The organism is Litoribrevibacter euphylliae (genome assembly GCF_042646085.1).
GTDB lineage: Bacteria > Pseudomonadota > Gammaproteobacteria > Pseudomonadales > Litoribrevibacteraceae > Litoribrevibacter > Litoribrevibacter euphylliae.
In genome coordinates, this window is record NZ_JBHRSZ010000006.1 from 79,772 (window position 1) to 106,215 (window position 26,444).

22 protein-coding genes and 3 tRNA genes are annotated in these 26,444 nt (G+C 45.4%); 15 read left to right on the forward strand and 10 right to left on the reverse strand.

Annotated elements, in window-relative coordinates:
• Window positions 1–159 precede the first annotated feature (159 nt).
• On the forward strand, window positions 160–1,872 hold the full coding sequence (locus ACFOEK_RS14320; RefSeq protein ID WP_386722354.1) for a GspE/PulE family protein: 1,713 nt from the start codon (window positions 160–162) through the stop codon (window positions 1,870–1,872).
• 46 nt (window positions 1,873–1,918) lie between these two features.
• Here ACFOEK_RS14320 and ACFOEK_RS14325 read toward each other — a convergent pair whose 3' ends face one another.
• A complete protein-coding gene (locus tag ACFOEK_RS14325; RefSeq protein WP_386722114.1) occupies window positions 1,919–2,431 on the reverse strand; it encodes a hypothetical protein in 513 nt (170 codons plus the stop codon).
• A 112-nt stretch (window positions 2,432–2,543) separates the two neighbouring features.
• Between ACFOEK_RS14325 and ACFOEK_RS14330 the strand changes: the two genes are divergently transcribed.
• Genes ACFOEK_RS14330 through ACFOEK_RS14340 form a run of 3 tightly spaced genes read left to right on the forward strand, consistent with a single transcriptional unit; the run spans window position 2,544 to window position 4,910 of the window.
• Window positions 2,544–3,464 (forward strand): SPFH domain-containing protein, encoded by a 921-nt coding sequence (locus ACFOEK_RS14330; protein WP_386722116.1) that lies wholly within the window; start codon window positions 2,544–2,546, stop codon window positions 3,462–3,464.
• A gap of 5 nt (window positions 3,465–3,469) precedes the next feature.
• Window positions 3,470–3,919 (forward strand): NfeD family protein, encoded by a 450-nt coding sequence (locus ACFOEK_RS14335; RefSeq protein ID WP_386722118.1) that lies wholly within the window; start codon window positions 3,470–3,472, stop codon window positions 3,917–3,919.
• A 10-nt stretch (window positions 3,920–3,929) separates the two neighbouring features.
• Complete coding sequence (locus ACFOEK_RS14340) at window positions 3,930–4,910, forward strand: ion transporter (protein WP_386722120.1); 981 nt, start codon at window positions 3,930–3,932, stop codon at window positions 4,908–4,910.
• 72 nt (window positions 4,911–4,982) lie between these two features.
• On the opposite strand, the gene ACFOEK_RS14345 is transcribed toward ACFOEK_RS14340, so the two are convergent.
• Together ACFOEK_RS14345 and ACFOEK_RS14350 are read right to left on the reverse strand one after the other, a co-directional pair.
• Entirely contained in the window at window positions 4,983–5,966 is a 984-nt protein-coding gene (locus tag ACFOEK_RS14345; RefSeq protein WP_386722121.1) for an SDR family oxidoreductase, read from the reverse strand.
• 2 nt (window positions 5,967–5,968) lie between these two features.
• Window positions 5,969–6,796, reverse strand: a complete 828-nt coding sequence (locus ACFOEK_RS14350; RefSeq protein WP_386722123.1) for a lysophospholipid acyltransferase family protein — start codon at window positions 6,794–6,796, stop codon at window positions 5,969–5,971.
• Window positions 6,797–7,134: 338 nt separating this feature from the next.
• Between ACFOEK_RS14350 and ACFOEK_RS14355 the strand changes: the two genes are divergently transcribed.
• Window positions 7,135–8,670, forward strand: coding sequence for a WS/DGAT/MGAT family O-acyltransferase (locus tag ACFOEK_RS14355; protein WP_386722125.1), 1,536 nt, complete (start codon window positions 7,135–7,137; stop codon window positions 8,668–8,670).
• 87 nt (window positions 8,671–8,757) lie between these two features.
• On the opposite strand, the gene ACFOEK_RS14360 is transcribed toward ACFOEK_RS14355, so the two are convergent.
• Window positions 8,758–9,303 carry an acyl-CoA-binding protein gene (locus tag ACFOEK_RS14360; protein ID WP_386722127.1) on the reverse strand — a complete coding sequence of 182 codons (546 nt, stop codon included), beginning with the start codon at window positions 9,301–9,303 and terminating at the stop codon, window positions 8,758–8,760.
• Between the two features lie 108 nt (window positions 9,304–9,411).
• The gene (locus tag ACFOEK_RS14365; RefSeq protein WP_386722129.1) at window positions 9,412–10,098 is read right to left on the reverse strand and encodes a hypothetical protein; all 687 of its coding nucleotides are present in this window, start codon (window positions 10,096–10,098) and stop codon (window positions 9,412–9,414) included.
• A gap of 504 nt (window positions 10,099–10,602) precedes the next feature.
• Between ACFOEK_RS14365 and ACFOEK_RS14370 the strand changes: the two genes are divergently transcribed.
• Window positions 10,603–11,787 (forward strand): hypothetical protein, encoded by a 1,185-nt coding sequence (locus tag ACFOEK_RS14370; protein WP_386722131.1) that lies wholly within the window; start codon window positions 10,603–10,605, stop codon window positions 11,785–11,787.
• Window positions 11,788–11,964: 177 nt separating this feature from the next.
• Here ACFOEK_RS14370 and ACFOEK_RS14375 read toward each other — a convergent pair.
• Together ACFOEK_RS14375 and ACFOEK_RS14380 are read right to left on the reverse strand one after the other, a co-directional pair.
• Window positions 11,965–12,039: transfer RNA gene (locus ACFOEK_RS14375), tRNA-Gln, on the reverse strand.
• Window positions 12,040–12,043: 4 nt separating this feature from the next.
• Window positions 12,044–12,128, reverse strand: a tRNA-Leu gene (locus tag ACFOEK_RS14380).
• A 141-nt stretch (window positions 12,129–12,269) separates the two neighbouring features.
• Between ACFOEK_RS14380 and ACFOEK_RS14385 the strand changes: the two genes are divergently transcribed.
• Window positions 12,270–13,118: a M23 family metallopeptidase gene (locus ACFOEK_RS14385; protein WP_386722133.1), complete on the forward strand. Its 849-nt coding sequence runs from the start codon at window positions 12,270–12,272 to the stop codon at window positions 13,116–13,118.
• A gap of 54 nt (window positions 13,119–13,172) precedes the next feature.
• On the opposite strand, the gene ACFOEK_RS14390 is transcribed toward ACFOEK_RS14385, so the two are convergent.
• Window positions 13,173–13,248: transfer RNA gene (locus tag ACFOEK_RS14390), tRNA-Thr, on the reverse strand.
• 230 nt (window positions 13,249–13,478) lie between these two features.
• On the opposite strand from ACFOEK_RS14390, the gene ACFOEK_RS14395 reads away from it, so the two are divergent.
• Together ACFOEK_RS14395 and ACFOEK_RS14400 are read left to right on the forward strand one after the other, a co-directional pair.
• A complete protein-coding gene (locus tag ACFOEK_RS14395; protein WP_386722135.1) occupies window positions 13,479–14,321 on the forward strand; it encodes a hypothetical protein in 843 nt (280 codons plus the stop codon).
• 227 nt (window positions 14,322–14,548) lie between these two features.
• Entirely contained in the window at window positions 14,549–15,250 is a 702-nt protein-coding gene (locus ACFOEK_RS14400; RefSeq protein WP_386722137.1) for a hypothetical protein, read from the forward strand.
• Window positions 15,251–15,356: 106 nt separating this feature from the next.
• Here the strand turns inward: ACFOEK_RS14400 and ACFOEK_RS14405 are convergent, their stop codons facing one another.
• Both ACFOEK_RS14405 and ACFOEK_RS14410 read right to left on the reverse strand, forming a co-directional pair.
• Window positions 15,357–15,641: a hypothetical protein gene (locus tag ACFOEK_RS14405; RefSeq protein WP_386722139.1), complete on the reverse strand. Its 285-nt coding sequence runs from the start codon at window positions 15,639–15,641 to the stop codon at window positions 15,357–15,359.
• 1 nt (window position 15,642) lies between these two features.
• Window positions 15,643–17,457, reverse strand: coding sequence for a long-chain-acyl-CoA synthetase (locus ACFOEK_RS14410; RefSeq protein ID WP_386722141.1), 1,815 nt, complete (start codon window positions 17,455–17,457; stop codon window positions 15,643–15,645).
• Window positions 17,458–17,676: 219 nt separating this feature from the next.
• On the opposite strand from ACFOEK_RS14410, the gene ACFOEK_RS14415 reads away from it, so the two are divergent.
• The 6 genes from ACFOEK_RS14415 (at window position 17,677) to ACFOEK_RS14440 (ending at window position 26,401) form a co-directional block, all read left to right on the forward strand.
• Complete coding sequence (locus tag ACFOEK_RS14415) at window positions 17,677–17,961, forward strand: SelT/SelW/SelH family protein (protein ID WP_386722143.1); 285 nt, start codon at window positions 17,677–17,679, stop codon at window positions 17,959–17,961.
• A 109-nt stretch (window positions 17,962–18,070) separates the two neighbouring features.
• On the forward strand, window positions 18,071–19,804 hold the full coding sequence (locus ACFOEK_RS14420; protein ID WP_386722355.1) for a phytoene desaturase family protein: 1,734 nt from the start codon (window positions 18,071–18,073) through the stop codon (window positions 19,802–19,804).
• A 77-nt stretch (window positions 19,805–19,881) separates the two neighbouring features.
• Window positions 19,882–21,216, forward strand: coding sequence for a deoxyguanosinetriphosphate triphosphohydrolase (locus ACFOEK_RS14425; protein ID WP_386722145.1), 1,335 nt, complete (start codon window positions 19,882–19,884; stop codon window positions 21,214–21,216).
• Window positions 21,217–21,319: 103 nt separating this feature from the next.
• Window positions 21,320–22,678, forward strand: coding sequence for a protoporphyrinogen/coproporphyrinogen oxidase (locus ACFOEK_RS14430; protein WP_386722147.1), 1,359 nt, complete (start codon window positions 21,320–21,322; stop codon window positions 22,676–22,678).
• A gap of 4 nt (window positions 22,679–22,682) precedes the next feature.
• On the forward strand, window positions 22,683–23,999 hold the full coding sequence (locus ACFOEK_RS14435; protein ID WP_386722149.1) for an FAD-dependent oxidoreductase: 1,317 nt from the start codon (window positions 22,683–22,685) through the stop codon (window positions 23,997–23,999).
• Window positions 24,000–24,034: 35 nt separating this feature from the next.
• On the forward strand, window positions 24,035–26,401 hold the full coding sequence (locus tag ACFOEK_RS14440) for a response regulator (RefSeq protein ID WP_386722151.1): 2,367 nt from the start codon (window positions 24,035–24,037) through the stop codon (window positions 26,399–26,401).
• The last annotated feature ends 43 nt before the right edge of the window (window positions 26,402–26,444 follow it).

The window sequence follows — 26,444 nt, forward strand, 5'->3', positions numbered from 1 at the left end:
GGTAAGGCATGTGTAAGTCGTGAGTAAATATCGCAACTAATAAAACAACACTCGTTAGCAAGAATACACGTTAGAAATAACAAAAATAGCAAGTAAGGATATGGTGTGGACATTAATAAACTCTTAGGCAGAAAGCTTCTTTTGCGAGACCTTGTAGAAATGCTGCAATCTCAAGGGCGACTTTCGGAGGAAGATGCCAAAGATGTGTTTACTAATGTCGATACAAAGAAAAATAACAATCCCATTGAGCAATTAGCTTCGTTACGTTTGGCGGATCACAAGATGCCGGAACGCTCATTGGACGCTCCGACTATCTCCGAAGTGCTAGCCCAAGTCTCTGGCCAACGTTATTTTCATATCGACCCTTTAAAAGTGGATGTGACGTCTATTACAGCGGTGATGTCTTACGAGTTTGCTCAGCAGCATCAAATCCTTGCGTTAGAAGTCAGCCCTACGGAAGTTGTTATCGGTTCGAGTGAGCCCTTTATTGATGACTGGGAAGCGGGTTTGCGTCATGTCCTGAGGAAAGAGATTCGACGAGCGGTGGTGAGCCCTGAAGATATTCGTCGTTTTACCGTTGAGTTCTACAATTTGGCACGATCCGTAAGCGGTGCAGCGACTGATCATAAGAGCCAAGGCGAAAGCAAAGTTACCAACATGGAGCAGCTGCTGGAGCTTGGGCGCAAAGGCAGTCACGATGCCAATGATAAGCACATTGTGAACATTGTGGATTGGTTGCTGCAATATGCTTTTGATCAGCGGGCCAGTGATATTCACCTTGAGCCGCGAAGAGATCAGGGCGTATTGAGGTTTCGGATTGATGGTGTATTGCATGCGGTGTATCAGTTTCCGGTACAAGTTGCGACTGCAGTGCTTAGTCGAATAAAGATTCTTGGTCGAATGAATGTGGCGGAAAAGCGCAAACCGCAAGACGGACGTTTAAAGACCAAGAGCACCGAAGGCAATGAGGTTGAATTACGTTTGTCGACCATGCCAACCGCATTTGGTGAAAAACTGGTAATGCGGATTTTTGATCCTGATGTGTTGCTAAAGCCGTTTAGTGAGTTGGGCTTGATTCAGGATGACTTCAAACGCTGGAATCAAATGACCACAGAGAACAGCGGTATTGTTTTTGTGACGGGGCCAACCGGTTCCGGTAAAACCACGACCTTGTATTCGACCTTAAAGGCACTAGCAACGCCAGAAGTGAATGTTTGTACCATTGAAGATCCGATTGAAATGGTGGAGCCTGCGTTTAACCAAATGCAGGTTCAACACAATATCGATTTAACGTTTGCTAGTGGTGTGCGCTCGTTACTTCGTCAAGATCCGGACATTATCATGGTAGGTGAGATTCGAGATCTAGAAACTGCAGAAATTGCTATTGAAGCGGCGTTAACGGGCCACTTGGTGCTTTCAACTTTACATACCAACGATGCACCGACGGCAATTTCCCGTTTGCAGGAATTGGGTATTCCTCCATACTTGATTAAGGCCACTGTGTTGGGCGTCATGGCGCAGCGTTTGGTGCGTCGTTTGTGTCCGCACTGTAAAGAATCTCATGCCGTCGATGAAGGTGCCTGGGATAGACTGACGCGTCCGTGGCGTGCCGGCGTGCCAACAGAAACCTTTGGACCGGTAGGTTGTTTGGAATGTCGCAACACCGGATACTTAGGCCGTGAAGGTATTTATGAAGTGATGCCGATGACGGAAAGCGTTAAAGAGTTTGTAAATGAGCAAACCGATATCGCACAGCTCCGTTCACAGGCGTATAAAGAGGGGATGCGTTCGCTTCGTATCAGTGGTGCGCAGAAGGTGGCACGAGGCATAACCACTATCGAAGAAGTGATGCGAGTAGCGCCTTTGAATTAGTAATTGAAATTGCTAATTCAAAGTTGCTTTAGAGGAGAGCCTTGCTTTAGAAAAGCACTTCAAATTCAACGTAACCAAAGCCGTCAAACCACGGGAAGAGTAAGAACTCAGCACCGACGTGTTCATTACCTACGTACATCATTGGCGCGATGGCTGGAAAGATCTTGGATTCGTCATCTTTGTATGATGTTCTCTTTTTGGTGATCATACCTGCTAACTTCGGTACAACTTTAACGTGTTCGAAGTGGTAGGCTTTGCCCCAGGTTCTTCGAACGGCCCACGCTGATTCGTCGTAAGAATCCGTAAAAATGGTCGCGGCCCAATCAATTTCAATGTCATCCTCTTCGTAAAAGCGAACCAAGGCACCTAGGGTGTTATGTACTTCATTGAAGTCCTTGCGGTTGCCATCCTTGTCTTTAGGTTCTTCGCTCCAGTGATAGGAAAAACCACCTAAAATAAGGCCGTATTGCTTGTCTGAGTTCTGATCATTCGCCTCTTCTGCAAGGCTTGATACGGGGAATAAAAGTAAGAGACAAAATGCAGAAATCAGTTTTTTCATTGAAACTCCATGGTAATTATTCTTAAAGCCGCTCTATAATTCACTCTTTGGGAATTTTCTTAGAGATTATTAACTCTAAGGTCACATTAAATGTTAAGCAAGGAAGGACAACATGGAATCAACCCTGATTACCCTCGTACTTTTAGTGGTATTGGCCATTGTGGTGATATCACGCGGTGTTAAATTTGTGCCGCAGGGGCATGAATATACCGTCGAACGTTTTGGTAAGTACACTAATTCTTTAAAGCCTGGTTTAAATATCATCGTGCCGTTCATCGACTCTATTGGTCATAAAGTGATTATGATGGAGCGAGTCTTGGATATCCCGCCTCAAGAGGTAATCAGTGCCGATAACGCTATGGTGCGAATTGATGCGATTTGCTTCTTCCAGGTGGTGAATTCAGCTAAGGCGTCTTATGAAGTGAATCAGTTGGAACATGCGATTCGTAATCTAACCATGACCAATATCCGTACTGTATTGGGGTCGTTGGAATTGGATCAGATGTTGTCTCAGCGTGATCAGATTAATGAGCGCCTATTAAACACGGTGGACGATGCGACTAATCCGTGGGGTATTAAAGTAACTCGTATCGAAATTAAAGACATCAGCCCGCCAACCGATCTTGTGGATGCCATGGCCGCTCAGATGAAAGCTGAGCGTGAAAAGCGTGCCTTGGTACTGGAAGCGGAAGGTAAGCGACAAGCCGAAATTCTTGAGGCAGAAGGTCTGAAACAGGCGGAAATTCTTAAGGCGGAAGGTGACCGTCAGGCTGCATTCTTGGAAGCAGAGGCGCGTGAGCGTGAAGCAGAAGCGGAAGCAAAAGCAACACACATGGTGTCTCAGGCTATTGCCAAAGGAGATGTTCAGGCGATTAACTATTTTGTGGCTCAGAAATACGTTGAGGCATTGCAAAACTTGGCAACCAGCGATAATAGTAAGTTGATCATGATGCCGATTGAGGCTTCAAATGTGGTGGGTTCTCTGGGTGGTATTTCGGAATTGGTTAAGTCCACGTTTGAAGAGAAGAAATAAGCTCTATGGTTGAGGTATTTGAGCAATTAACCTTATGGCACTGGTGTGGTTTAGCGCTGGTGCTACTTATCGTCGAGGCCGTTGCTTTTAACGGCTACTTATTGTGGGTTGGACTGTCTGCACTGATTGTGAGTGCCTTGATGGTGTTGTTCGATATTAGCTGGGAAGCACAATTACTCGTGTTTGCTGTCTGTTCAGTGGTGTTTACTGGGCTATGGTATCGGCATTGGGTGAAACGACCGGTGAAAACTGAGGCGCCATTACTTAATCAGCGATCTTCACAATTCGTGGGTCGAACTGCGACGGTTACTCAGCCGATTCAAAATGGTCAGGGGCGAGTTAAATTGGATGATTCCATTTGGCGTGTTAATGGCCCGGATGCTGCTGAAGGTGCTCAGGTTCGAGTCATTGCGGTAGTTGATGAGCTAACCTTGGAAGTTGAACTGGTTCGCTAGGACGAGTGTGGTGGCAGGAAGCTCAATCTCAAAAGCACAAACACCAAGGCAGCGATGGTTTACTTATCTAAACGCACCGAGCGTAGATAATAAACCATCGGTTGCTATCTCTATCTTCATAGCAACCATCATTGTCCTCAATATTCTTGAAGTCATCATAGGCTCGATACCTGAATACGGCTTTCGAATGCGAGCATGGTATTGGTTGTCGAGTCAGGTGTTGGTGGTGTTTTTTGCCATCGAGTATCTATTACGTGTTTGGGTTGCGGCTGACACGCCTCATGAAAAAAAATGTAACTCTGTTTGGCGCAAGCGTCGGGAATATATCTTATCTCCGATGGGGCTGGTGGATTTATTCTCGTTTCTGCCCTTTGCGTTGATTTTTGTCTTACCCAGTTCTGAATTTTCTGATCTTAGAATCCTTAAGCTGTTTGCTATGGCGAGGCTGCTTAAGTTGACTCGCTATTCTACGTCGCTGACGATTCTGCTTCGGGTGTATCAAGAAAATAAACAGATCTTGTTGGCGGCGTTATTCATTATTATGGCACTGACCTTTGTTGCTGCCGCCGGAGCCTATTTGTTCGAACACAAGGCACAGCCTGAGGTCTTCGGCAGTATTCCTGCGGCTATGTGGTGGGCGTTAGTGACTCTGACGACGGTGGGGTATGGTGACGTCACGCCGATTACGTTGGGTGGTAAGATTTTTGGTTCAGTGGTCATCGTGTGTGGTGTTGGGGTTGCCGCGATGCCAGCCGGTATTTTTGCTTCTTCCTTTGTGCAGCTGATCAAAGAACAAGAACGTCAACGCCGACGTGATCGCCGGGAGAAGGGAACCTCTGTACTGGAAAAACTGAAAATGAAAGAGCCTTATCATCCTCAGCTGCATTTGGAGTTAACTCGATCTGAACAATTAGAAGTGGATTATCTGATGAAAGAGATGGATCTTACATTAGATCAGGCGGTGGGTGTCGTTATTCATTTTCGACATTAAGTCTTGTGTGTGTTTTCTTGAGTTATAAAAATGGCCTCAAGTTGAGGCCATTATAGTGTTCTACTTGTTCTGTTATTTAACTTCTCGGTAGTAAGAGAAGATCTCTTCCAGACTGCGTCCAGGCTTCCATTTAAAGGTTTCGCGGAATAATGATCCATCAATAATCACCGGGTATTTGAAATAGTTCACCAAATACTCAGGGAATGAACGAGTGTTCATGAGTTTTGCCACCACTTTAGGTAGTGACGGTGGTATAGATAGGATGGGTAAGCGATTACATCCACACTCCACCAAAGAATCTTGGTAGGAAACCCAATCGTCTGGGGCGACGTTATATATCCCTGGTTTATTTTGGCTAAAGGCCGTCGCAATGGCTTCGGCCATGTCTTCTACATGAATATATTGCATCAGTGGTGAGAAGCCAAACAGGATAGGAGCGTATTTTTGTGACAGTAACATCGAGATGGTATTACGAACGCCGGGGCCGACAATATTACACGGACGAAGGATGGTGATGTGAAGATCTGGGTGCTTCCATTTGTAAATGGTTGAAAGGTTTTCCAGCTCTACCGAATCTACCAAATCTTGTGTTAGTTCTGAGGCTTTCAATGGGAAAGTTTCGTCGAGCAACGCAGGGTTATATGCATCTGCACCGTACACGTGATGAGTTGAGAGCACTAACACCTGATGAACGTTGTATTTGAGGCAGAGGTTAAAGAGTTTCTGGGTACCTAGTACGTTCATGTTGTAACGACGAGTGCGGTTGGCTTCATGCAGACCCATTCGGCCTAGATGAAGTACGCCATCAAACTCGTACGTTCTGAAAATGTCTTCGAAACCGCGCTTGTTAAAGTCTACTTTATAACTTGGGATGTCTTCGCCCAGTTCTACGCGTCTGCGAAAGTCCACCGCAACGATGCGATAGTCGCGTTTTAGAATAGAGATCACATGTTGGGCTAAGGCGCCACCTGCACCTGTGATCAGTATCTGTTTGGTTTGATCAATGGTTGCGGTGGTTTTAGGCACGTCTAATTCTTTTTTGCTTTTGGTTGTCATGGTTAGAAGATCCGTTTTCTTTCCGCCAAGCCTTTGTTAATTAAGCCTCGAATGGCTGATTTGACTTGTTCCACCTGTTTAGTGACTTCTTGCTCTGTAATTTCCCGGCCACTGTCTGGGTTGTGGTTGAAGTGCATCGGTTTTCCGAAGTTGAGATGTACTTTTGCAGGGAAGATAAAAGGAAGAGCAATGGGAACGTAAGGGACATGCAACAGTTTTGCGAGTGGTTTGACATTTGCGATAGCTGGAATGGTTTCTTCACAGCCAACAACACCAACGGGAATAATGGGGGCGTTGTACTTCATTGCCAGATGCATAAAACCGTTGCCGAAACGCTGTAATTGATAACGCTTGTTATACAGCTTTCCTGAGCCGCGAATGCCTTCTGGGAATACAATAACGGCTTCGCCACGTTCCAACATTTTGGCGCAGTTCAAAGGATCACCAATAACAGCGCCGACAGAATTCAATAAATTTCCGAGGAAAGGGACGGTAGGAAAGAAGCGTTCAATCATCGCTCTTGGAGCCCGAGGCGAGTGAGGGTTCATCTCCATCGCAATACCAATCAACGTGCCATCTAAAGGGAGCTGTCCACTGTGATTGGCGATAATTAAGCAAGGACCGTCTTTGGGAATGTTTTCAAGGCCGTCGGCTTCTACTCTGAAGTAGTGATCGTATAGCTGTTTAAATAGGGCGACGCCAATTTTGTTGATATCGCTGTTAAAGCCCCAAGCATCATAGCCGAGTGAGCCAACTTCTTTGGGCATTTTATCGATGTGTGTCTCAAGATCCTTAGAGACCACAAGGCTCTTTATGAGTTTTCGCATCATCCTGACATACCATTACTGCGGTGATTGAGAACAACTGGAAAATAAGCGAGAGGAATACACCAATGTAATTTGGAGGGGGTGTACTTCGACTGCTTTGGCAAAGGCCTGAAGGGCTTATTTCCATCTCTAATGCATCTAAGCTACTGGCATTAAGATAGATATTCAAGTGAAATTTTGTGAGAATGTAACCAAATGTTTCGAAATGTTATTTTGAGCACAATTGGTTTCTTTCACTTTACCGGGGCTGAATATTTGTCGCTTATTTAAAGGTGGTTGAAATAATTCTCTGATAGAATTGTCCAATACTCGTGCTGTTACTTTTTTCATGGATGGTTTCTATGCAGCAGCTTTCATCTCTAGATGCTTCATTTTATTTTCTCGAGACTGAGCATACTCCTATGCATGTGGGGGGATTGTATGTTTTTGATAACGGTGAGGCTGGGCAAGACTATACCTTTGCTCAGTTTCGTGAACACATTCTTTCTCGATTACACATAGCTCGATTTTTTAGGCAACGCATCGTTGAAGTGCCATTAAAACTGGATAATCCGTATTGGGTGGATGATCCTGATTTTCATGTTGATAATCATTTGTTGCATGTGCCACTGGGAAAACCATCGAATCGTAAGAAATTAATCAATATGGCGGCGGCTGAATTCGAGAAGCCGCTAGAGCGTGACAAGCCGCTTTGGGAAGCAATCTTTGTTGATGGTTTTGATGAAGATGAATTTGGTCCTCATCGTTTTGCAGTGATCTTTAAATTACATCATTGTGCAATTGATAGTATCTCCGGTGAGGAGATGATCAGTGCGTTGTTGGATGTCGAACCAAATGCTACTCGCTCAGAGATTGCTCGGGAATGGAAACCTGAAGAGTTACCGACCGAAACTGAGTTGTTATTAAAAGCGTACAAGAAGAAAGCAACTCAGATGTCACAGTTGGGGCAGATTGCGCGTGAGTTTCTGTCCAGTCTAACCAGTTCGATTTTAAGGCGTCGTTTGGTTGAAAGTGCAGCTGATCAACCTGGTTGGTTTAGTGCACCACATACGTCTTTCAATGGCTCCATTTCATGTCGTCGGGTGTTTGGTCACAAGGCTTTGGATATGTCTCGAATCAAAGCGGTACGGGATAAAGTCGATGGTGCAACCGTGAATGATGTCATTTTGACCATATGCTCGGGCGCGTTACGGCACTATCTGAACTTTAAACGCAACTTACCACGCAAGTCTTTGATTGCCTTTTCTCCGTTATCGGTTCGGTCTCGGACGATTCATGCGTCATTCGGCAATCAGATGTCAGCGACCTTGGTTCGCTTGGGGACACACATTGAAGATCCGGTTGAGTGTTTGTTAGCAATTCATAAAAGCGTCTCGAGTTCGAAGGTGTATAACCATGCGATCAGCGCAGACAGTCTGACCGAAATTATTCCAACCACTACCTTGGCGTTGGCGAGTCGTTTGTATTCAGGTCTGCATTTGGCCGATCGCCATTCGCCAATCTATAACTTATCGATTACTAATGTTCCTGGCCCTCAGCGCCCTTTGTATTTAGGCGCAGCCAAACTGGAGTCCCAGAGTAATTCGGCTCCGCTCTTTGATGGCTTGGGGCTGGTTATTGTGGCGCTCAGTTATAATGGCGTCATTGATATTGCTGTTACTTCTACTCCAGAAGTGATGCCGGACATGCAGATCATGACGGATGCCATTGGGATAGCGCTGAATGATTTGGAAGTGGCTCTAGAGAAAACAACCGTGACTTCGGTGGAGTCCGATCCGACAGAAGGGCGTTCGGAGTTGTCCGTAGTACTGACCAAAAGCATCTGGGATGAAGTGCTTGATAAGGCCAAAGGTGCGGTGGGAATTGATAACTCTTAATCGCTAAATGCTGTTATAAAAAAGGCGCTTCACTGTAATTCAGTTAAGCGCCTTTTTGGTTGCCGTCTAAAAATATGACACAGGTTCTTAGCTGGCAAGCAGAGACTCTACTTTGTCGATATAGGCCTGTTTGGCAATGTCTCTATCCATGCCTTGTTTTTTGGTCCAGGCATCAAACTTATAACGTTCCGCTACTTTGGTCAGGCCAGGGCGTTTTCCTGAAACGTCACCAATTGTGGCTTGTTTGTAAAGTGCGTAAAGTTCACCGAGTGTCGAATTGTCCGGACGGCCATTAAGCGTCTTAATGTCTTCAGAAGCTTTGGTGAAAAGTTCTTCCAGGCTCGGTTGAGCTGGTTCGGTTGGTGTTTCTGATGCTGTTTCGGTAGCTTCTTCAGAGGCAATCTGTGAGGAAGGTTCGCCAAGTGCCTGTTCGCCAATCTCAATCAATTCATTCAGGGTGTTAATCGCATAGTCGCGTGTCTTTATAGCCAGGCCAACACCAGCGTAGCCAGCGATTTTTCCGGTTTCAATTAACTGCTCTGCTAGTTGATCAATCGGTGGCGGAATGTCTTGATTTAGTTTTGGGGGAAGAAGGTCGGACAATTTCTGGGGGATTAGCTCAAACAATTTCATGCGGTCGCTCTCAATTCAGTCCATGTCGATAGGCATTTGAAAAAGATAATGACGCAAGCATGCAGAAATAAATTAGAAAAGACCACCTAAGAATCCTCGACAGTGTAATTACCTAGGGTGGTGATCATTAAATAAATGTGAGTGGCAGGGGAGGTAATTGGGGAAGTGTTCAATGAAGCTCTGTCTAAGAAATTTGCTTTTATAGCTAAAGACTTCGGAAATGCCTTTGAAGGGCTTTAGTGCATGGGTGATGACTTCTTCTGGATTGAACTCGCCACCCAGTTCCGAGTAGTGAAGTAAAGCGTATTCAGTGAGCTTCTCTAATAACAAGTTTTGGTTTGTTTCTGTTTCTAAGAAGTCTTGAAGGCTGCGTGTTTGGAGTTGTTGTTTCACTTGCTTGGTGCCGTGCTTTCCTTTGAGAATGGTCGCTCGGGCAGTGAGTAGTTCAATGGTGTATGGTGTCCAGGGGTGATGATTAAAAAGGCGATCTAGGTCGCTTGAGAGTGCCATTTCTCGATCTAGATGAATGCTGTTTAATAAATGAATAAGTGAGGGTATGTACTTATCACTCTTTAATGAGAGTGGAATCAGAATATTGATGCCCAAAAAAGTACTGCGATCAGACCATAGCGGGTGGTGGCTTCGATTGAAATCAATAATGGCAGTACAAAGTTTTTCTAGGGCTTCATCAAAGTTATTCTGTTGTGACAGTATTTCAAAAAATAACAGTTCGGAGGTGAGGGATTTTGCTCTGGAGAACTTCTGTTTAAATGCTTTTGGGAGTTTTAATTCCATGAAGTTTCCGCATCCATCAAGCTCTCCAAATTTGAGCGGTAATATACCTTGTTTTGATATGTGCGTTTTTAATTCTGAGGGATGGCATGTCAGCATCTCAGTGAGATGATGGAGTGCTCTCTCAACCGAGTAGGGATCGTTTAGGTACGCTACTATCTTCATAAGGGTGTGTATGACTCGGATAACTCAGGTTTAGGGGCTTTTATTACAAGGTGTTTTCAATCTAGACAGCGACTCTCTGATTTACCAACTTTTGGAGGTGCGCTTATCGGTTTTTGATGTAATAAAGTGTTAATGCCAGGGTAAAATTGTCGGAGTCTTGACTTGAAACTTGGGAAGTTGAGCTGTAAAACTGGTGGCTGCTTGATACTTTGTGTCAGTCTTGTCTTGTTTGGTTAAAGGTAAGGTGTTCAACCTGCGAGAGCTGAGGAATCGGTTTATACTAAGATCAAGGACGGTTCGGGTCGGGACGAAGTCGATTTACCTTATTCAAGAACGTAGCTAATGAAAAAATTATTTATTTCTGTGGTATTAGCACTGTTTTCTTTGGGCGTGGTCGCTGAAAGCGTCGTTGCAGAAGAAAAAGTGGTATCCACTCGCGGTAAAACTAAGTCTGCAACAGCGTCTATTTCTATTGAGGATTTGCAGGAACAAAAAGTCGAGGTTAAAACCAAGTTTGATAAAGCGAGAGGCCTTTATCGATCTAAGATTGCCAAGGTATGGCCTGAGGTTTTAACTACTGACAGTACTCATTGGGTGAGCTACTCCCCGGATTGGTTGATTCGTCGTCAACTTGATTATAAAAAATCTCGTATTGAGCTCTCTATCCAGCATAAAAAGTTAGAGGGTTTGGATGTTAGTGGTATGGGGTTGCACACTGCTTTGCGTACACATGCAGAAGAGCAGTTAGATGATATTCTTCGAAAGACCGTGATGCAGGCTTTTTCAGAAGACCCGTCTTTTGCCAAGTTGTTTGAGGGTAAGGCACCAAAAGGCGATAGTTTGTTAATGGGGGCGCTGTTTGAAAAGTCTCGTCCTAGTGAACGCGCCATTGCGAAAGTTAAGGCCAGTTTATTATCTAAAGCCTATGTTCGCTATCCTGCCGTCGCTTCTAGTATGCCTTCTGTGCAGCTGGGTGGCTTATCTACTGATTTCATTATCCCTTTACCGCAGCGCTTCCGATCGTTGCCTTCATGGTTGGTTAATGAGTTTAAAGGGTCGGGATTATCTTCGAAGAATGATCAGCAGGTGATGCAGGCTATTTCTTTTGCGGCAACTCGTAATAACATGGTGGCGGCTGATGGTGAGCGCTTCGGTGTGTTTGGGTTGTCGTTGGACAGTGTGATGGCGGTTCAGCCGGACTTATTATTAGAAGACGAAGCGTTCTCTTATCTATTAGATCCTAGAGATAATATGGATCTTGGTGTTCGCTATTACATGTGGTTGTTGAACGAATTCGGCGGTGTCCGTAAAGGTTCCAAGCGTCGTTTTATTGTGGCGATGGCGTTTTATTTGGGGCGTGATCGTTTAATGGCGGTATTAAATGAAAATGCGGTGAACTCTCTGAATAAGTATTCGATTAAATCTTTGTACGCTGAGTTGATGGGAAGTGGTGAGCTGTCAGAAAAAGAGCAAATGTTCTTGGCGGACTTGGTGGATTATCGTAAGCGCCAGGTGATGGGGGCTTAACAGATTATTTTGTAATAGAGTGATAAAAGAAGGTCGGACGTAATGTTCGGCTTTTTTTTGGAATGAATAAATGGACTGAATAAGCAGTATTAAGCGCAACTTATTTAGTAAGTAACAACTAACAAAACGTGATGTTGATGAGGGGTGTTTTTGAAGGATGTATCTTGAAAAATAGGATGGCAGGGGTAGCTGGATTCGAACCAACGCATGACGGGATCAAAACCCGTTGCCTTACCGCTTGGCTATACCCCTGTAATGGTGCGGAAGGAGAGACTCGAACTCTCACGCCGTGAAGCACTGGAACCTAAATCCAGCGTGTCTACCAATTTCACCACTTCCGCTCAGGTAGCTTGTTTTTGGCTGTTGCCTTAACAAGTGGCGCTCATTATACGAAGAAAAAAAACGTTGTAAACCCCTTGATTGAAAAAAATAAAAAAAATTATAGTGTCACCTAAATTCAGCTCTATAAACCAGGATGATCAATGTCTAGCTTATTAAAAGTGGTAGTTGTTTGTGCGCTATTTTTTAGCTCGTGGGTACACGCTAAAGAGGAATCGCCAATACTTGTTTCATGGAAAGGGGACTTTCAACAAGGTGCGTTATTGATCGGGACACTGACGTCTGCTGAGGTGGTGTCAGTTGAAACTAAAAAACGCACATTAATTATAAATGATCAACGTAGTTTTGGGTTGGGGTTGGGACGTGACTTTGATAAACAAATAGAGCTGATCTTCCATATGAAAGATGGATCTAAGGTTTCGCAAAGCTATCAGGTGAAGAAACGGGAATACAAGATTCAGAAAGTGGAAGGCGTGCCTCAAAGAACCGTTACCCCAGACCCTGAACATCTAAAGCGTATTCGTGCCGAAGCGGCCAAGGTTAAAAAGGCAAGGGCTCAATCAGGAGATATGAGCCACTACATGGAGTCGTATATTTGGCCAGCGAAGGGGCTAATCAGCGGTGTCTATGGCAGCCAGCGTTATTACAATGGTAAACCGGGGCGACCTCATTTCGGCTTGGACATTGCGGCGCCTAAAGGTACGCCAGTGACAGCTCCGGCTTCTGGTGTCGTAGTGTTGGCGGAGAACGATTTATTTTTCTCGGGCGGTACAGCAGTTGTCGATCATGGTCATGGCATTAACTCAAGCTTTTTACACATGAGTAAGTTGGATGTCAAAGTTGGGCAGGTGCTTAAGCAGGGCGATAAAATAGGTGAAGTTGGCGCCACAGGCCGAGCGACAGGCGCGCATTTGGATTGGCGTATGAATTGGTTCGATCAGCGAGTTGATCCGAGGTTACTGATGAGTACATCGGTTCCGCCTAAGCAGTAGGCGGTAATAACAGGCATAAAAAAGCCCAGTCGATGACTGGGCTTTTTAGCATTCTGGTGCCGGCACCAAGAGTCGAACTCGGGACCTACTGATTACAAGTCAGTTGCTCTACCAACTGAGCTATGCCGGCAACGGAGCGAAATAATAGCGATGCCTTTTCAGAGAGTCAACGATTTTTTGTCATAAAAATGAATAAATTTATATGATGAGAAACTCATGTTTTTGACGGAACCAGCTCACAAAATGAGCAATTAGTTTTGATCAAAATTTAGCAAAGGGTAAATTTTGTTGTTATAGTTCCATTTGTAATAACTATAAAAACAATAATTGGAACAGGTAGAAACCTGTCGGAGGATGGTCATGAACCAGCCTAGCATTAAGGAACAACCCCAGGCTCTGAATTCATCGCGTGCCTACGATGAATTGTCACTAGCAACACCAACAAACGCACCGACTACAGGTCAGGTTAAGCAATTAACCGAGCGTGTCTTTCCTCGCATTCGCATGAAAGCTGAATACCAAATTTGTATCGGTTTTGATCAAGTATTTTCCTGTTTGCCGTCAATGGATGATGCATGGTGCTCTAATGAAGAGGACTCTCGTGATGCTCAAATCCAGCAAGAGTCGGTGAGCTCGGAAGGTGACCTGTTACGTTTTTCTTCATACGAAGAGGTAATGGCCGACGTCGCATCAGATACCTCAGACGTTGCTTGTGTAGAAGTAATAGATGTCAGTGCAGGCGGCTTTTGCCTTGAAGTCGATCCTCGTGTGGCCGGTTATCCAAAAATTGGTGATGTATTAGGTGTGCGTGAGCACAATAAGGCAGATTGGAAAGTCTGTGTTATTCGTTGGTCACGACCGTCTGCGGATGGGTTGCAAGTGGGTGTTGAATTGCTTGCGCCAGCAGCGTTTAAAACTCTGTTGCGTGATCAATATACTCAAGCTGTTCTTTCACCAGCGGTATATATTACGGGAATGCCGTTGGTGGGGGTGCCGGATTCTGTGTTGCTGCCACAGAATCGCTCTATCACAAATGGTGATAAAGCATTAGTTCGTCGTTCAGGAGAAGATCTGCCGTTCCTGATGGACAAAGCAGGCTTAATTACTGGATCTGTAAAGCGGTTATTCATTTCTGCTATCACGGCCAAAGAAAGCCAGGAGCGAGTGGATATCGCAGGTTCAGACATTTGGGCCAGTTTTTAGAAAGTAGGTTAGTGCCTAGTTGATTTAAAGATTGTTAAAAGATGACTGCTGCATGAAATGCCCGTCAATTTAAACGCTGGCTCTTTAAAAGTGTTTATTTGACGGGCATTTTTGTCTTTCGCTGACTATCTTTAAACAAACCTGCTTTATAAAAATACCTGTTCCCTAGAGAGTCAGTAACAGGTTGGATTAATAATTTTAATAATAAAATTTCGGAGATAACTACTATGAGCCGTATTGCTCAAGCTCAGTTTAGATCAAGGCTGGGTAACCTCTTAATTAATAAAGGCTTAGTCACAGAACAACAACTTGCTCAAGCGGTTGACCACCAAAAGGTTTCGGGTGTCAGGCTGGGTGAAGCGTTAGTTTCCCTGGGGGTTTTGACGGATCGTCAGATCTCCAAAGCACTGAGACGTCAGAGTAGTATCCGTTTTGCTGCCACGCTAGCGACTGCCATGATGATGCCTTTCCAAGTCGTAAAAGCGGATGCTGCCCGTATCGAAAATGACGAGCCACCGGCACAGGAACTACAGAATCAACCAGGAATGGGTGGTTTGCAGCCATTGAACGAAATGGAAATGGATGGCGTGAGTGCTCAGGGCTTACGGGAAGATCTTTTAGGCTTGATAGATAACCCTGAAGATGCTGATGGCTATCAGACCATGGAAACAGTGGCCAAGATTGCTATGCCGATGCTAGCTATGATGGAAGCTGATACCTTTATTGAGGGCGTGGAATACGATGGTGCTCCAACCGCTAAAATTCACGCTGATGGATCTATCGAGCTGGCCGTACCGACTTCAATCGGTGAGGTACGCTATGAAAATCTACGAGTTGCCGGCGCACCTAAATCTCAAAGTTTTGGTGACATCACTCTGAAAAATATTGATTTCTCTGGGACGCGTTTAGTGATCCGACCAAGAACGTAAATTCTTCTGTCTCGTAGTAAAAAGGCAGCCGTTAATTGGCTGCCTTTTTATTTTTATCGATTAAGAGATTGTTGAATAAATAATTGAATATCGAATCAATTGAAGGTCAACCTTCTGATCGTTCAACCTTACTCACCAACTCTAGTGCTTTATCACACAACAAGTCATTGGTCAGGAAAAGTGTTTCCACGATTTCCTGGGTTGTTTGTTTAAGGTTACGAGCCCCATTGGCTGCTTGTTGGCAGCCAGTATAGGGTTGCTTTTCTAACAGCGAAGCGACCTGTTCAATATGTTCAGGAAGGCGATGCTGGCTCTGTTGCAACATGCGGTTGCTTGTCTGTTGATATCGATTGATGGCTTCTTTTAGAAAAGTAAATTCTCGTTTCATCATTTTAGAATCTAAATTCTCCGGTTTGTATTTTCGAATAGAGCGTTGGATCAACTTGCGTATAGGCTTTTTCTCCTGGCAATAACACCCAAAGCTTGTCGTTTACTTTTTCAGGATTAAAGGCTTCGTCTTTTAAGGTGTGCTTTTGATACTTAAACGTGCCTGTGGTTTGAAGTTGCTGTTGCTCTCTAATAAAGATTGGAACGGCATAACTTGGTAACTCTTCATTCAGATGTGGGATCAGTTTGTTCGGGTCAAAGCTGATGTCGTTATGAGGTGTAACCGCAATCATGCCTGCTCGGCCATTGGTGTCCTGAATTTCAACGCCATAGCAAACACTTTCTGACACATCCGGGTGTTCGTTGACAATGTGTTCTACTTCGGTGGTGGAGACGTTTTCGCCTTTCCAGCGGAAAGTATCTCCAACACGATCAACAAATTGTGCATGACGGTAACCCATGTTGCGCATGAGATCACCGGTGTTGAAATAGCGATCGCCTTTCTTGAACACATTTTCAAGAATACAGGATTTGGTTTTTTCAGGATCGTTATAGCCATCAAACGGTGCCTTCGGGCAGATTTCACCGATTAATAATCCAACTTCCCCTTTCTTCACCGACTGAAGATAGCCGTTTTGATCTCGAATCGGTTGGTCGGCTTCTTTGTCGTATTTAACGATGGCGTAGGGAACTGGTGAAAAGCCAACGGTGCAGTCGAAGTTAAAGATGTTGGAAAAGCCTACGTTCCCTTCACTGGACGCATAAAGCTCATAAACATGTTCGATGTTGAAGCGTTGTTTGAAGTCCTTCCAAATCCCAGGACGCAAACCGTTACCGACCATTTTGGTGACTTTATGATGCTTATCGTCAGGAGAGGTCGGCGCGTTAATCAGGTAACGACAAAGCTCGCCCACATAACCGATGGCCGTGGCGTCGTATTTTCGGCAATCAGACCAGAATTGACTGGCGCTGAACTTACGGCGAATAGCAAAAGCTGAACTGCCTGCCAGCGCAGAACCCCATAAAATGACTAAGCCGGTGGCGTGATACAGCGGTAGTGTCGAGTACAGCGTGTCGTCTTTATTCAAACGGGAGATGATGAAGCCAAACGTACCGAAGGCTTTCATCCAGCGGCCGTTTTTGAAAATCGCTGCTTTCGGTAATCCTGTGGTGCCTGAGGTGTAGATATAAAACAGCGGGTCGTCGCGTCTTACTTTTTTGGATGTGTCAGGATTATGTTTCGGTTGATCAGAGGATTCGTTAACTAAGTGGCGATAACCAGACACTTCCTTGACATCACCGTCAGGAACAAAGAAATATTGATCTTGTTCGATAGGTAGGGCGTCTTTTACGTCGTCGATGGATTGATGGAATTCGGAACCGACAATAACGCCTTTAGGTTTTACGATGCTGATGCTATGAGTAAGGACTTTATGTGTTTGTGCGGTGTTGACCATGGCGGCTGCAACACCAATTTTTGCTAGTGCGGCAATGGTGATTAATAACTCGGCGCGGTTGTCCATCATCAGAGCAATAGTGTCACCGATGTTGTAACCTTGTGATGACAAAAAGTGTGCAATCTGATTTGCGCGCTGGTTGAGTTCGCGGTAGCTGAGATTGCCTTGATCACTTTTGATCGCAATGCCATCTGGATTACGTTTTACCGCGCGTTCAATACACCAGGCTAAACCATGGTTTTTATCGGGGTTGGTATTGTTTGCTAGCACAAGCCCTTTAACTAGGTTGTTTAGGTTAGCAATAAGACCTGGAACTTTGGGTAAAATTTGTTTGAATGCAATGGTGTTTTGTACGTCTGACATGGTAATTTCCGTGAGTTGTTATAGTTATGTGTTGTTCAGCCCATCGAATGCCCTTTTGTGCTTCAGACAACTCTGAAATAAATAGAGCAGAAATCCTATCATAAGATAGTTGAATTGAACTGTTTATGTAGGACAACCATAAAACGCGTTCTTTACGATGTAAAGATTTTAAGGGTTTGTTGTCTAGTTCTACTATAAAACTGAATTTGGAAGAATCGAATGGCTGAAATGAAACCAATTGTTAGCATTACCTACTGTTGCCAATGTCAGTGGTTATTGAGAGCCGCTTGGATGGCTCAAGAACTGTTATCCACATTTGCTGATGATCTGGCAGAAGTTCGGCTGGTTCCAGGAACCGGTGGTGTTTATAGCATAGAGATAGATCAGGATTTGATCTGGGAAAGAAAGCGAGACGGTGGCTTCCCCGATGCTAAACTGATCAAGCAGAGAGTACGTGACTATGCTTGGCCTGAGAAAGAGCTTGGGCACATAGATAAGAAATAAAATCAAGATGACCTGAAAAGGATGTACAGGTTTCATCAAGGTTATAGGGTTTAAGAAAAGAGAATTAAGCCAAAAGTCCAAACACAATGAGTACTAAGGATGGTAAGTGATGGAGCAAACACAGTCCCACAGTTCGGATTTAAAAGTCTCAAAAATAGGGCAAAGATATCGCCCTAATCGTATTAAGGAATTGCAGGCGAAAACGCCATTCGACCACATCGTTATCGGTTCAGGTATTGGTGGTTTGAGTTGTGCTGCGGCGTTGGCAAAAGCGGGTCGAAGAGTATTGGTGTTGGAGCAACACTATACGGCAGGCGGTTTTACCCACAGCTATGAACGTGAAGGCTACGAATGGGATGTGGGTGTTCATTATGTTGGGCAAGTGGGTAATCCGTTAACGCCGCCAGGAATGCTGTTTGATTGGTTGTCAGAAGGCCGTTTAGAGTGGGACAGCCTTGGTGATGTCTACGATGAGTTCATCATCGATGGTGAACGTTATTGCCCACCCATTGGTCGACGTGCTTATAAAGCTTTCTTAAAGGAACGTTTTCCTGACGAAGAATCGGCAATCAATAAGTACTGTCAGTATTTATTCGGTGTCGAACGTTGGGTACCGCTGTTTTTTGGATCAAGATCGGAATTCGTCCCTGGGTTTTCCAAGATTGGCAAGTTAGCTGGTCGATTGGTTCCTTCCTACTATCTTAAAGGCACTGCTGAAGTGTTTGATCAGCTAACGGATAATGCCACGTTAAAAGCTGTGTGGTCAGCGCAGTGGGGCGACTTAGGCTTACCGCCAGGACAATCATCCTTTTTGTTACATTGTTTGATTGCATCTCACTATATTTATGGCGGCTGGTATCCGAGAGGGGGTTCCTCCGAAATCGCGCGAACTTTCTTGCCCACCATTGAAGCCGCTGGTGGGGCGGTGTTGACCTACGCCGAGGTTGCCGAGATTGTTTGTGAAAGTGATAACAGACGCCGATCACAATCACCAAGAGTGACAGGCGTCTTGATGAAGGATGGTACTTACATCGAATCGGCCTCGGTAATCAGTGGCTGTGGTTGGATGAATACCCAGTCTTTATTGAATCAGTCAGTTCGGCCGGTATTACACCAAGGCGTGAATCCTGAAAGCGTTAAAGCGTCGGCATGTCATGTGTGTCTGTACGTTGGCTTTGAATGTGCGATTGATGAACTAGGTATTATGACAGGCAACACTTGGGTGCATCATTCCACTGAGTACGACCAGGATTTGGCTGCATTCGAAGCGGATACCAATGCCGAGTTCCCTTTTGTTTATATCTCAAGTTCTGCGGCAAGAGATACCTCATGGTCATCTCGTTTTCCGGATCGGTCGGTGATGGAAGTGGTTGCCGTGGTGCCTGCCAGTGAGTTTGAAGCCTGGTCTGGCTCAAATTGGGGTAAACGTGCTGAGACCTATGAAGAGAAAAAAGAGATCTGGAGTCAGCGCTTACTCACGGTCTTGTACCAACGTTATCCGCAATTGAAAGATAAAGTGAGCTATTACGAATTGTCTACGCCATTATCGACTCAGCATTTTATGAAGTACCCTCAGGGTGAAATCTATGGTTTGGCGCATACCCCGCAACGTTATCAACAGAAAGGTTTAAAACCCAAGACAGCAATTAGCGGTTTGTTTCTGACGGGGCAGGATGCCATGACTTCAGGTGTGGTAGGCGCAGCGATGTCGGGTACGTTAACTGCGGCGGAAGTGTTGAGCGAGGTGTACAAAAATCGGGTCGCGTCTTTTATTAAGACGCCCTTTAAAGGGCCTAAACGATGGTTTTCTGAGTCGGTATTGGATCGTGTCTTCGGGGCATAGTCGTTGATTATAAATTGTGCGATTATAGGTGCCCTCAAAGAGTCAGTGTCAGCGATATCGCAGTAAGGAGTGACACCATGCCCATGACATGGGATAAGTTGTTAACCAGGGAACGTTTAGGAAAGGCCGCACCAACCGAAGCCGAGTTGGCCAGAACGCCTTTCCACAAAGACCATGATCGGGTTGTGTTTTCCGGTGCTTTTCGTCGTTTGGGTAAAAAGACACAAGTACATCCGGTGGATGAAAACGATCATGTTCACACGCGACTTACTCACAGCTTAGAAGTGGGGTGTGTCGGGCGAAGCCTGGGGACGCGTGTGGGAGAGTACCTGAGTGATGTCACGCCGGATTGGGTTAGCCCCGAAGACATTGGTGTAATCGTTCAGGCGGCGTGTTTGGCTCATGACATTGGTAATCCACCGTTTGGCCACAGTGGCGAAGATGCAATTCGTCATTTCTTCCATGAAGCCAATGACAAAGGCATGTTGGAAGGGCTCACTGCGGCAGAAAAGAATGATTTGCTTAATTTCGAAGGCAACGCTCAAGGGTTGCGGATTCTTACCCAGCTGGAATATCACCTGTTTGATGGAGGCATGCGTTTAACCTACGCCACTTTAGGGGCGTATCTTAAGTATCCCTGGACGTCGCTGTCTCTGACGTCAAACCCTGCCAATAAAGGCAAATACGGTTGCAATCAGTCGGAACTGGCGATCATGGAAACCATTGCTGAAAAGCTCGGTTTATTGCAACTCAGTGATAAGACCTGGTGCCGTCATCCATTGGTGTATCTAATGGAGGCTGCAGATGATATTTGTTACGCCTTGCTGGATCTTGAAGACGGTTTGGAAATGAATATCCTGCCGTATGACGAAGTGGAAGCCATTATGTTTGAATTGCTTCAAGGTGATATTCCTGAGACCTATTGGCGCATTAACGATACTGGTACGGGTCGTCGTAAGCTGTCGATGTTACGTGGTAAAGCCATTGATCATCTGGTCACCGCCACGGCCCGTACCTTTATGGAGAAGCAAGACGACATTTTAAATGGTCGCCTGCAAGGGGATTTGGTCGAGCACCTTCCTGAACGTGCCCGCAAGTGTGTGCTCACCGCAAAGAACATGGCGCGAGAACGTATCTTTAACAGTCGCAACAAAACCTTATTGGAAGTCGGTGCCTATTCGGTTTTGGAAGAGTTGTTGTCCGCTTTCTGCAGTGCGGTTCATCAATTTCATCAGGGCGAAGGGCTGAACTACAAGAATCAACGTGTGATTGACTTGATGGAATATCGTGCCCCTCAGAAAGACTGGAGTTTGTACGAGTGCTATATGCGAGTGATCGACTTCATCGCGGGCATGACGGATCGCTATGCGATTACAATGGCACAACAAATTTCTGGTCGACCACTAGGTTAATGTTTTGAAGATATTGTAAACTCTTGCTCTTGGAATACTTGTTCAGAGATTCCCTAAATCAGATGATTTGATTCTGAGAGTACATTTAGCAAGGATGCGTAATATGCCAAGGACGTTGAAAGTTGCGGTCATAGGGGCAGGAGCTTCGGGAGTTGCGACAGCTTACTATCTCAAGCAAGCGGGCTACTCCCACATCACGCTTTTTGAAAAGAGCGACCGGATTGGTGGTAAGTGTCTGACCGTTAAGCACGGAAACCATGAGTTTGATCTAGGGGCGAATTACATCACGCCTTACTATCATGAAGTGCTTCGTATCGCCAAAGAGCTGGATCTTAAAACGCAACCTGCACCTCAGCGTAAGTCCTTCGATCTCACCACCGGAAACTTTCTCAATACTTTAAGAACCACCTTGATGGGCAAGTCATTCCTGAAATTTGGTGCGGCTTCCGCCAAATATCTTTACCTTGCCTTCAAATATCGTAAGCAAATCGATCAACCGGGATTTACCGCGTTAGAAGCCTGCCCTGAATTGTGTCACCCCTTTGGCAAGTGGCTGGACATCAATGGTATGTCGATTCTTCGCCAGTTGTTTCTAATTCCGGTGACAATTTTTGGCTATGGTGCTCTAGACGATGTACCGACGCCTTATGTCTTGAAATACATGGACGCCAAAAATTTCTTGTTGTTAGCGCGCGTTGGCGCAGGCTTGTCTAAAGAATGGCCCAGACATTTCCTTGATGGCTATCAAGGCTTTCTAGAAGCCATCACGCGCAGTGAGCAGTTGGATGTTCGATTGGATACACACATTGTATCGATTAAACGCACACCGAATGTGGTGATAGGGCTGGCCGATGGCACTTTGCATGAGTTCGACCGCATTGTATTTGCGTGTCCTCTGGATAAAGTGCTGCCGATTATTTCTGATGCTTCTCAGCAGGAAAAAGACCTGCTTCAGCGGATTAAATACCGCAACTATTATGTTTCAGCGTGCGATGTGGAAGGTATGTTGGACATTACCACCGATGAAATTCAACTGCCTCCGGCCAAGCCGTTGCCTGCCCTTGGTCATCCATGGGGTATCGTTAAGTTTTGGAAAAACTCCGACATTAATCTCTTTTTCACTGTCGGTGATGGCGAAGATAAAGACAAGTCACTGAAAAGCAGTGACACACCGGCGATTTCTTCCCGCGTGGTGGAAGCCAATATTCGCGCGGATGTGAAACGTATGGGCGGAGAGTTCAAATCCATGGTTGATCAGCAATTGTGGACGACCTTTTTCCCTCACGTGGAAGCGGCAGACTTTATTGATGGTTATTACCAGCAGTTGGAACTCCAACAAGGAAAGTTAAACAGCTATTACGTAGGTGCCATTATGGCGCTGGAGTTAGTCGAGCCAATTTTTAATTACAGTAAGCAGCTGGTTGAACAGCACTTTAACCCCCAGACCGAAGTTCAAGGATGACACTATGTCGAAACTCAGACGCGTATTAGTTGTTGGGGCGGGCGCTGCAGGCTTGTCGGCGGCGTGGTATCTCAAACAGAAAGGCTATCAATATGTGGATGTGATTGAGTCATCCGATCGCGTTGGTGGCAAATGTAAAACGCTTAAACACGAAGGTAAGCCCTATGAAATGGGCGCTTTTACGGTTACGCCGGGTTATCGCAATGTCTTAAAACTGGCGAAGACGTTTGGGGTAGCGTTGGAACGTCAGCCGCCGAGACATGCTTTTTCGATGCGTCGAAAGCAAGTGATGTCGATTAAAGAGGCGATGCTAAAAGATTTCACCTTTTTGACCTTGTTTACTTCGGTGCTTCGTTATTATTGGAAATTGTTTCGATATCGAAATGCTCTGTCAAAAGCAGGGTTAGCGGCGGATAAGCCTTCCAAAGCCTACGATGAGTTGGCACAACCATTTCAGAAATGGTTGGTAGATAACAAGATGTTAGGCTTACAAGGCTTGTTCCGTATCACGGTCACTGATATGGGCTATGGTCGTTTTTCGGAAATTCCTGCCTTATATGTCCTCAAATATCTGAACTTTTGGAACTTTACGACCTTGCTGTTGTACGGTGCGGGCATTGGAAAAGGCATGCCTAAGCGCTTTGTGCATGGTTTTGAATCTTTATGGCAGTCCGTTGCAACCTCTCTGAATGTCAGTTTGAAGACCGATATTTTATCGATTACCCGAGGTGAGCAGATTAAGGTTGAGATGCTATGTCATGGCGCGACAGCAAAGCATAACAAACAAGAGAGCAGACTCTACGATGCTATAATCATTGCGTGTCCACCGGATCGTTTGGCTGAGGTTATGGATTTTGACGGTACCGAAAAGACGCTGATCAACAAATTTAAATACAGTCCTTATGTTGTGAATCTCTTTGAAGTGTCCGGTATGCCAAATGAAGTCATTGGTGCGATTAACGAAGAGAAAGTAGGCGACCCAAAAGAGATCATGCGGCCTTGGGCGTCGGCCAATGGCGCGGTCGCTTACAGTGTCCAGAAGAACGATCTGTCGGATGACGACATCATCAAGCAGGCAAGCCAATCCATCAAAACCTTATATCGTCATTACCCTGCAAAAGTCGGTGAGCATATTCACATGCAGAAATGGCGTTATTTTCCTCATGTAAGTTCGGAAGACATTGGTAAAGGGCAGTTCTACTTCAAGTTGGAGCAGTTACAAGGTAAGAAAAATACCTTCTATACCGGAAGTTATATGTCTTTTGAAACAGTAGAGCTAGCTGTCAGCTATTCTAAGCAGTTAGTTAGTAAATTCTTTTAGTGGCGTAACACATTACATACAGGCAGCTATTGGCTATGCAATCATCTGAACGTGCGACATTAGAAGGTTCTTCGATGGAACGCACATCTAAGAACAGCGCCCCTATGGAAAGAAATCCTTTCGCTGTCTCCAGAAAAAAGGGCCTTAAATCGTTAAAGCGGCATGCCCTGACCCGTTTATTGGGGATGGCGATGTGTACCGGCACGGGTGTTGCGTTCCTTTACTATGAATTGCAGCAGCCTCTCTGGGCTTGGTTGATTTGGGGATATTCGGTACTGATTCATACCCCGCTGTGGTACTTCATTTGTCGTAAGTCGAAAGACATTTTACGTGCCGAACAACGGGTGATGATCTTCGATTTCTTCATCTTTGGCCACTTTATGGCCATGGTGCATTTTCAGCCCTGGGTAGTGTTTGCACTTTGCATGGTGACGACGGTAAACACCCTGACCGGTGCAGGTGTGCGTATGGTGTTGACCTCGGTGCCCAGTATTCTTGCCGGTGCGCTACTGACGGTGCTGGTGAATGGAATGTACTTCCAGGCCGAGTCTTCATTAGTGATTATGGTGTTGTGCATTATCGGCGTGACCTTTTATACCGGTTACACCGCCTTTGTTGCCGGTAAATCCATGCGTGACCTGCGTACCAGTCGACATCAGATTCAAGAACAAGCCAGTGCTCTTAAGATGTCCAATGAATGTCTGGAGCAAAGCATTCAGGATCTCAAACAAACCAGCTTTGCTTTAGCGCAATCCGAACAAGAACGCATTGCGGCGGAGGTTCGAGAGAAAACCAAAGCGGCGTTTTTGGCCAATATGAGTCACGAATTAAGAACCCCGATGAATGGCGTCATGGGGATGTTGTGTTTGCTGAAAGGGACAGAGCTGGACGATGAACAGCAAAACTATGTGGTGACGGCTGATAATTCAGCAAATACGTTATTGTTGCTCTTGGATGATATTCTCGATTACGCCAAGTTAGAAACCAGCAATATAGGCCTGGATGTCGATGTCTTTGAGATCGAAGAGTTGGTCGAAGAAGTGCTTCAGATCTACGGTGAAGAGTCGCTCGCTAAGAACGTTGATCTGGTGTACTGGCATGATTACGGCATTCATTATGCGTTAAAAGGTGACCCGAACCGGCTTAAGCAGGTCTTTACCAACCTGATCGGAAATGCCATCAAGTATACCCCGAAAGGGCACATTATTATCCGCTCGCGCATTGTCGGTGAAGACCCGGAAAGTTACCGTATCCGTTTTGAAGTTGAAGACACCGGCATCGGGATTCCTGGTAATAAGCAAAATCAAGTTTTCGACGCTTTCTATCAGGTCGATCAGTCCAACACCCGCAGCTACAGCGGTGCTGGTTTGGGGTTGGCTTTGTGTCGTCAGATTTTACGTCATATGGATGGCATCATTGGTGTTGAGTCAGAAGATGGGCGTGGCAGTACCTTCTGGTTCGAAGTGCCTCTGGAAAAGAACCCTGAGCGTATCTACCAAATCAAGCCCAATTTCGATGGTATTTTGTTAGTGGTTGATCCGAATGTGATCAGCCGAGACAACCTGCGTCACCGTGCCAAAGCCTTGAGTTGTGATGTCATTGCGGTGTCTAAATGGCAAGAAGCGGAGGCCTTGCTGGAGCGAGAGCACAACGATGTCATTCTGCTGGTGGATGTGGACATTACCACGAATGATGATTTTCGGTTGTGGCGCACAGCAGGTGGCCGAACAGAATTAAGCTGGGCATTGATGGGATGTGCCAGTACGCGTTATGGCTTACCTGGATGGTTAAAAGGAATGTCGCCTCAGTTTATCGGTAAGCCAATACGGCAAAAAGAATTGGCTCAATATCTGGTGATGCAGAAGCCCATGAAGGTACAGGTTACCGGGATTGCAGCGGGCAAGATTGATGAGAATTTCAAACCGATTCAAGATTTGAGTCAGCTGTTGCCGAGAGATTTGCTAAACAATGGCCGTCTTGGGCCGTCCTTTGGTCATGGTATGCAGGTGTTGGTGGTTGAAGACAATAAAGTAAATCAACGTGTGGCGGTGGCCAGACTGCAGAAAATGGGATTCTTGGTTGATGTTGCCGACCATGGTGAACAAGCGTTGAATATGGTGACCACTTGTCATTACGACTTAGTCTTTATGGATTGTCAGATGCCGGTGATGGATGGTTTTGAAGCCACCAGACGCATTCGGGCATTAGAGAAAAATGGCCGCATCACCTCGGCTCCAATCATTGCAATGACGGCTCATGTGATGAACGAAGATAAAGCCAAGTGTTTTGATGCCGGGATGAATGATTTCCTTCGAAAGCCTGTGACGCAAGATCATTTAGAAAAGACCATGAAGAAGTGGTTGGCTCAGAAGAGTGTCGAAGAAACCAAACTGGATGTTTGACCTCTTCTCATAATCTCTTATGTCTGAGGGTTCTTCGTTCTTA

What these genes read in the sequence shown, in the direction of transcription:
- ACFOEK_RS14320 (WP_386722354.1), top strand. Translation starts at nt 160, where the DNA reads ATGCTGCAATCTCAAGGGCGACTTTCGGAGGAAGATGCCAAAGATGTG.
- ACFOEK_RS14325 (WP_386722114.1), bottom strand. Translation starts at nt 2,431, where the DNA reads ATGAAAAAACTGATTTCTGCATTTTGTCTCTTACTTTTATTCCCCGTA.
- ACFOEK_RS14330 (WP_386722116.1), top strand. Translation starts at nt 2,544, where the DNA reads ATGGAATCAACCCTGATTACCCTCGTACTTTTAGTGGTATTGGCCATT.
- ACFOEK_RS14335 (WP_386722118.1), top strand. Translation starts at nt 3,470, where the DNA reads ATGGTTGAGGTATTTGAGCAATTAACCTTATGGCACTGGTGTGGTTTA.
- ACFOEK_RS14345 (WP_386722121.1), bottom strand. Translation starts at nt 5,966, where the DNA reads ATGACAACCAAAAGCAAAAAAGAATTAGACGTGCCTAAAACCACCGCA.
- ACFOEK_RS14350 (WP_386722123.1), bottom strand. Translation starts at nt 6,796, where the DNA reads ATGATGCGAAAACTCATAAAGAGCCTTGTGGTCTCTAAGGATCTTGAG.
- ACFOEK_RS14355 (WP_386722125.1), top strand. Translation starts at nt 7,135, where the DNA reads ATGCAGCAGCTTTCATCTCTAGATGCTTCATTTTATTTTCTCGAGACT.
- ACFOEK_RS14360 (WP_386722127.1), bottom strand. Translation starts at nt 9,303, where the DNA reads ATGAAATTGTTTGAGCTAATCCCCCAGAAATTGTCCGACCTTCTTCCC.
- ACFOEK_RS14365 (WP_386722129.1), bottom strand. Translation starts at nt 10,098, where the DNA reads ATGGAATTAAAACTCCCAAAAGCATTTAAACAGAAGTTCTCCAGAGCA.
- ACFOEK_RS14370 (WP_386722131.1), top strand. Translation starts at nt 10,603, where the DNA reads ATGAAAAAATTATTTATTTCTGTGGTATTAGCACTGTTTTCTTTGGGC.
- ACFOEK_RS14385 (WP_386722133.1), top strand. Translation starts at nt 12,270, where the DNA reads ATGTCTAGCTTATTAAAAGTGGTAGTTGTTTGTGCGCTATTTTTTAGC.
- ACFOEK_RS14395 (WP_386722135.1), top strand. Translation starts at nt 13,479, where the DNA reads ATGAACCAGCCTAGCATTAAGGAACAACCCCAGGCTCTGAATTCATCG.
- ACFOEK_RS14400 (WP_386722137.1), top strand. Translation starts at nt 14,549, where the DNA reads ATGAGCCGTATTGCTCAAGCTCAGTTTAGATCAAGGCTGGGTAACCTC.
- ACFOEK_RS14405 (WP_386722139.1), bottom strand. Translation starts at nt 15,641, where the DNA reads ATGATGAAACGAGAATTTACTTTTCTAAAAGAAGCCATCAATCGATAT.
- ACFOEK_RS14410 (WP_386722141.1), bottom strand. Translation starts at nt 17,457, where the DNA reads ATGTCAGACGTACAAAACACCATTGCATTCAAACAAATTTTACCCAAA.
- ACFOEK_RS14415 (WP_386722143.1), top strand. Translation starts at nt 17,677, where the DNA reads ATGGCTGAAATGAAACCAATTGTTAGCATTACCTACTGTTGCCAATGT.
- ACFOEK_RS14420 (WP_386722355.1), top strand. Translation starts at nt 18,071, where the DNA reads ATGGAGCAAACACAGTCCCACAGTTCGGATTTAAAAGTCTCAAAAATA.
- ACFOEK_RS14425 (WP_386722145.1), top strand. Translation starts at nt 19,882, where the DNA reads ATGCCCATGACATGGGATAAGTTGTTAACCAGGGAACGTTTAGGAAAG.
- ACFOEK_RS14430 (WP_386722147.1), top strand. Translation starts at nt 21,320, where the DNA reads ATGCCAAGGACGTTGAAAGTTGCGGTCATAGGGGCAGGAGCTTCGGGA.
- ACFOEK_RS14435 (WP_386722149.1), top strand. Translation starts at nt 22,683, where the DNA reads ATGTCGAAACTCAGACGCGTATTAGTTGTTGGGGCGGGCGCTGCAGGC.
- ACFOEK_RS14440 (WP_386722151.1), top strand. Translation starts at nt 24,035, where the DNA reads ATGCAATCATCTGAACGTGCGACATTAGAAGGTTCTTCGATGGAACGC.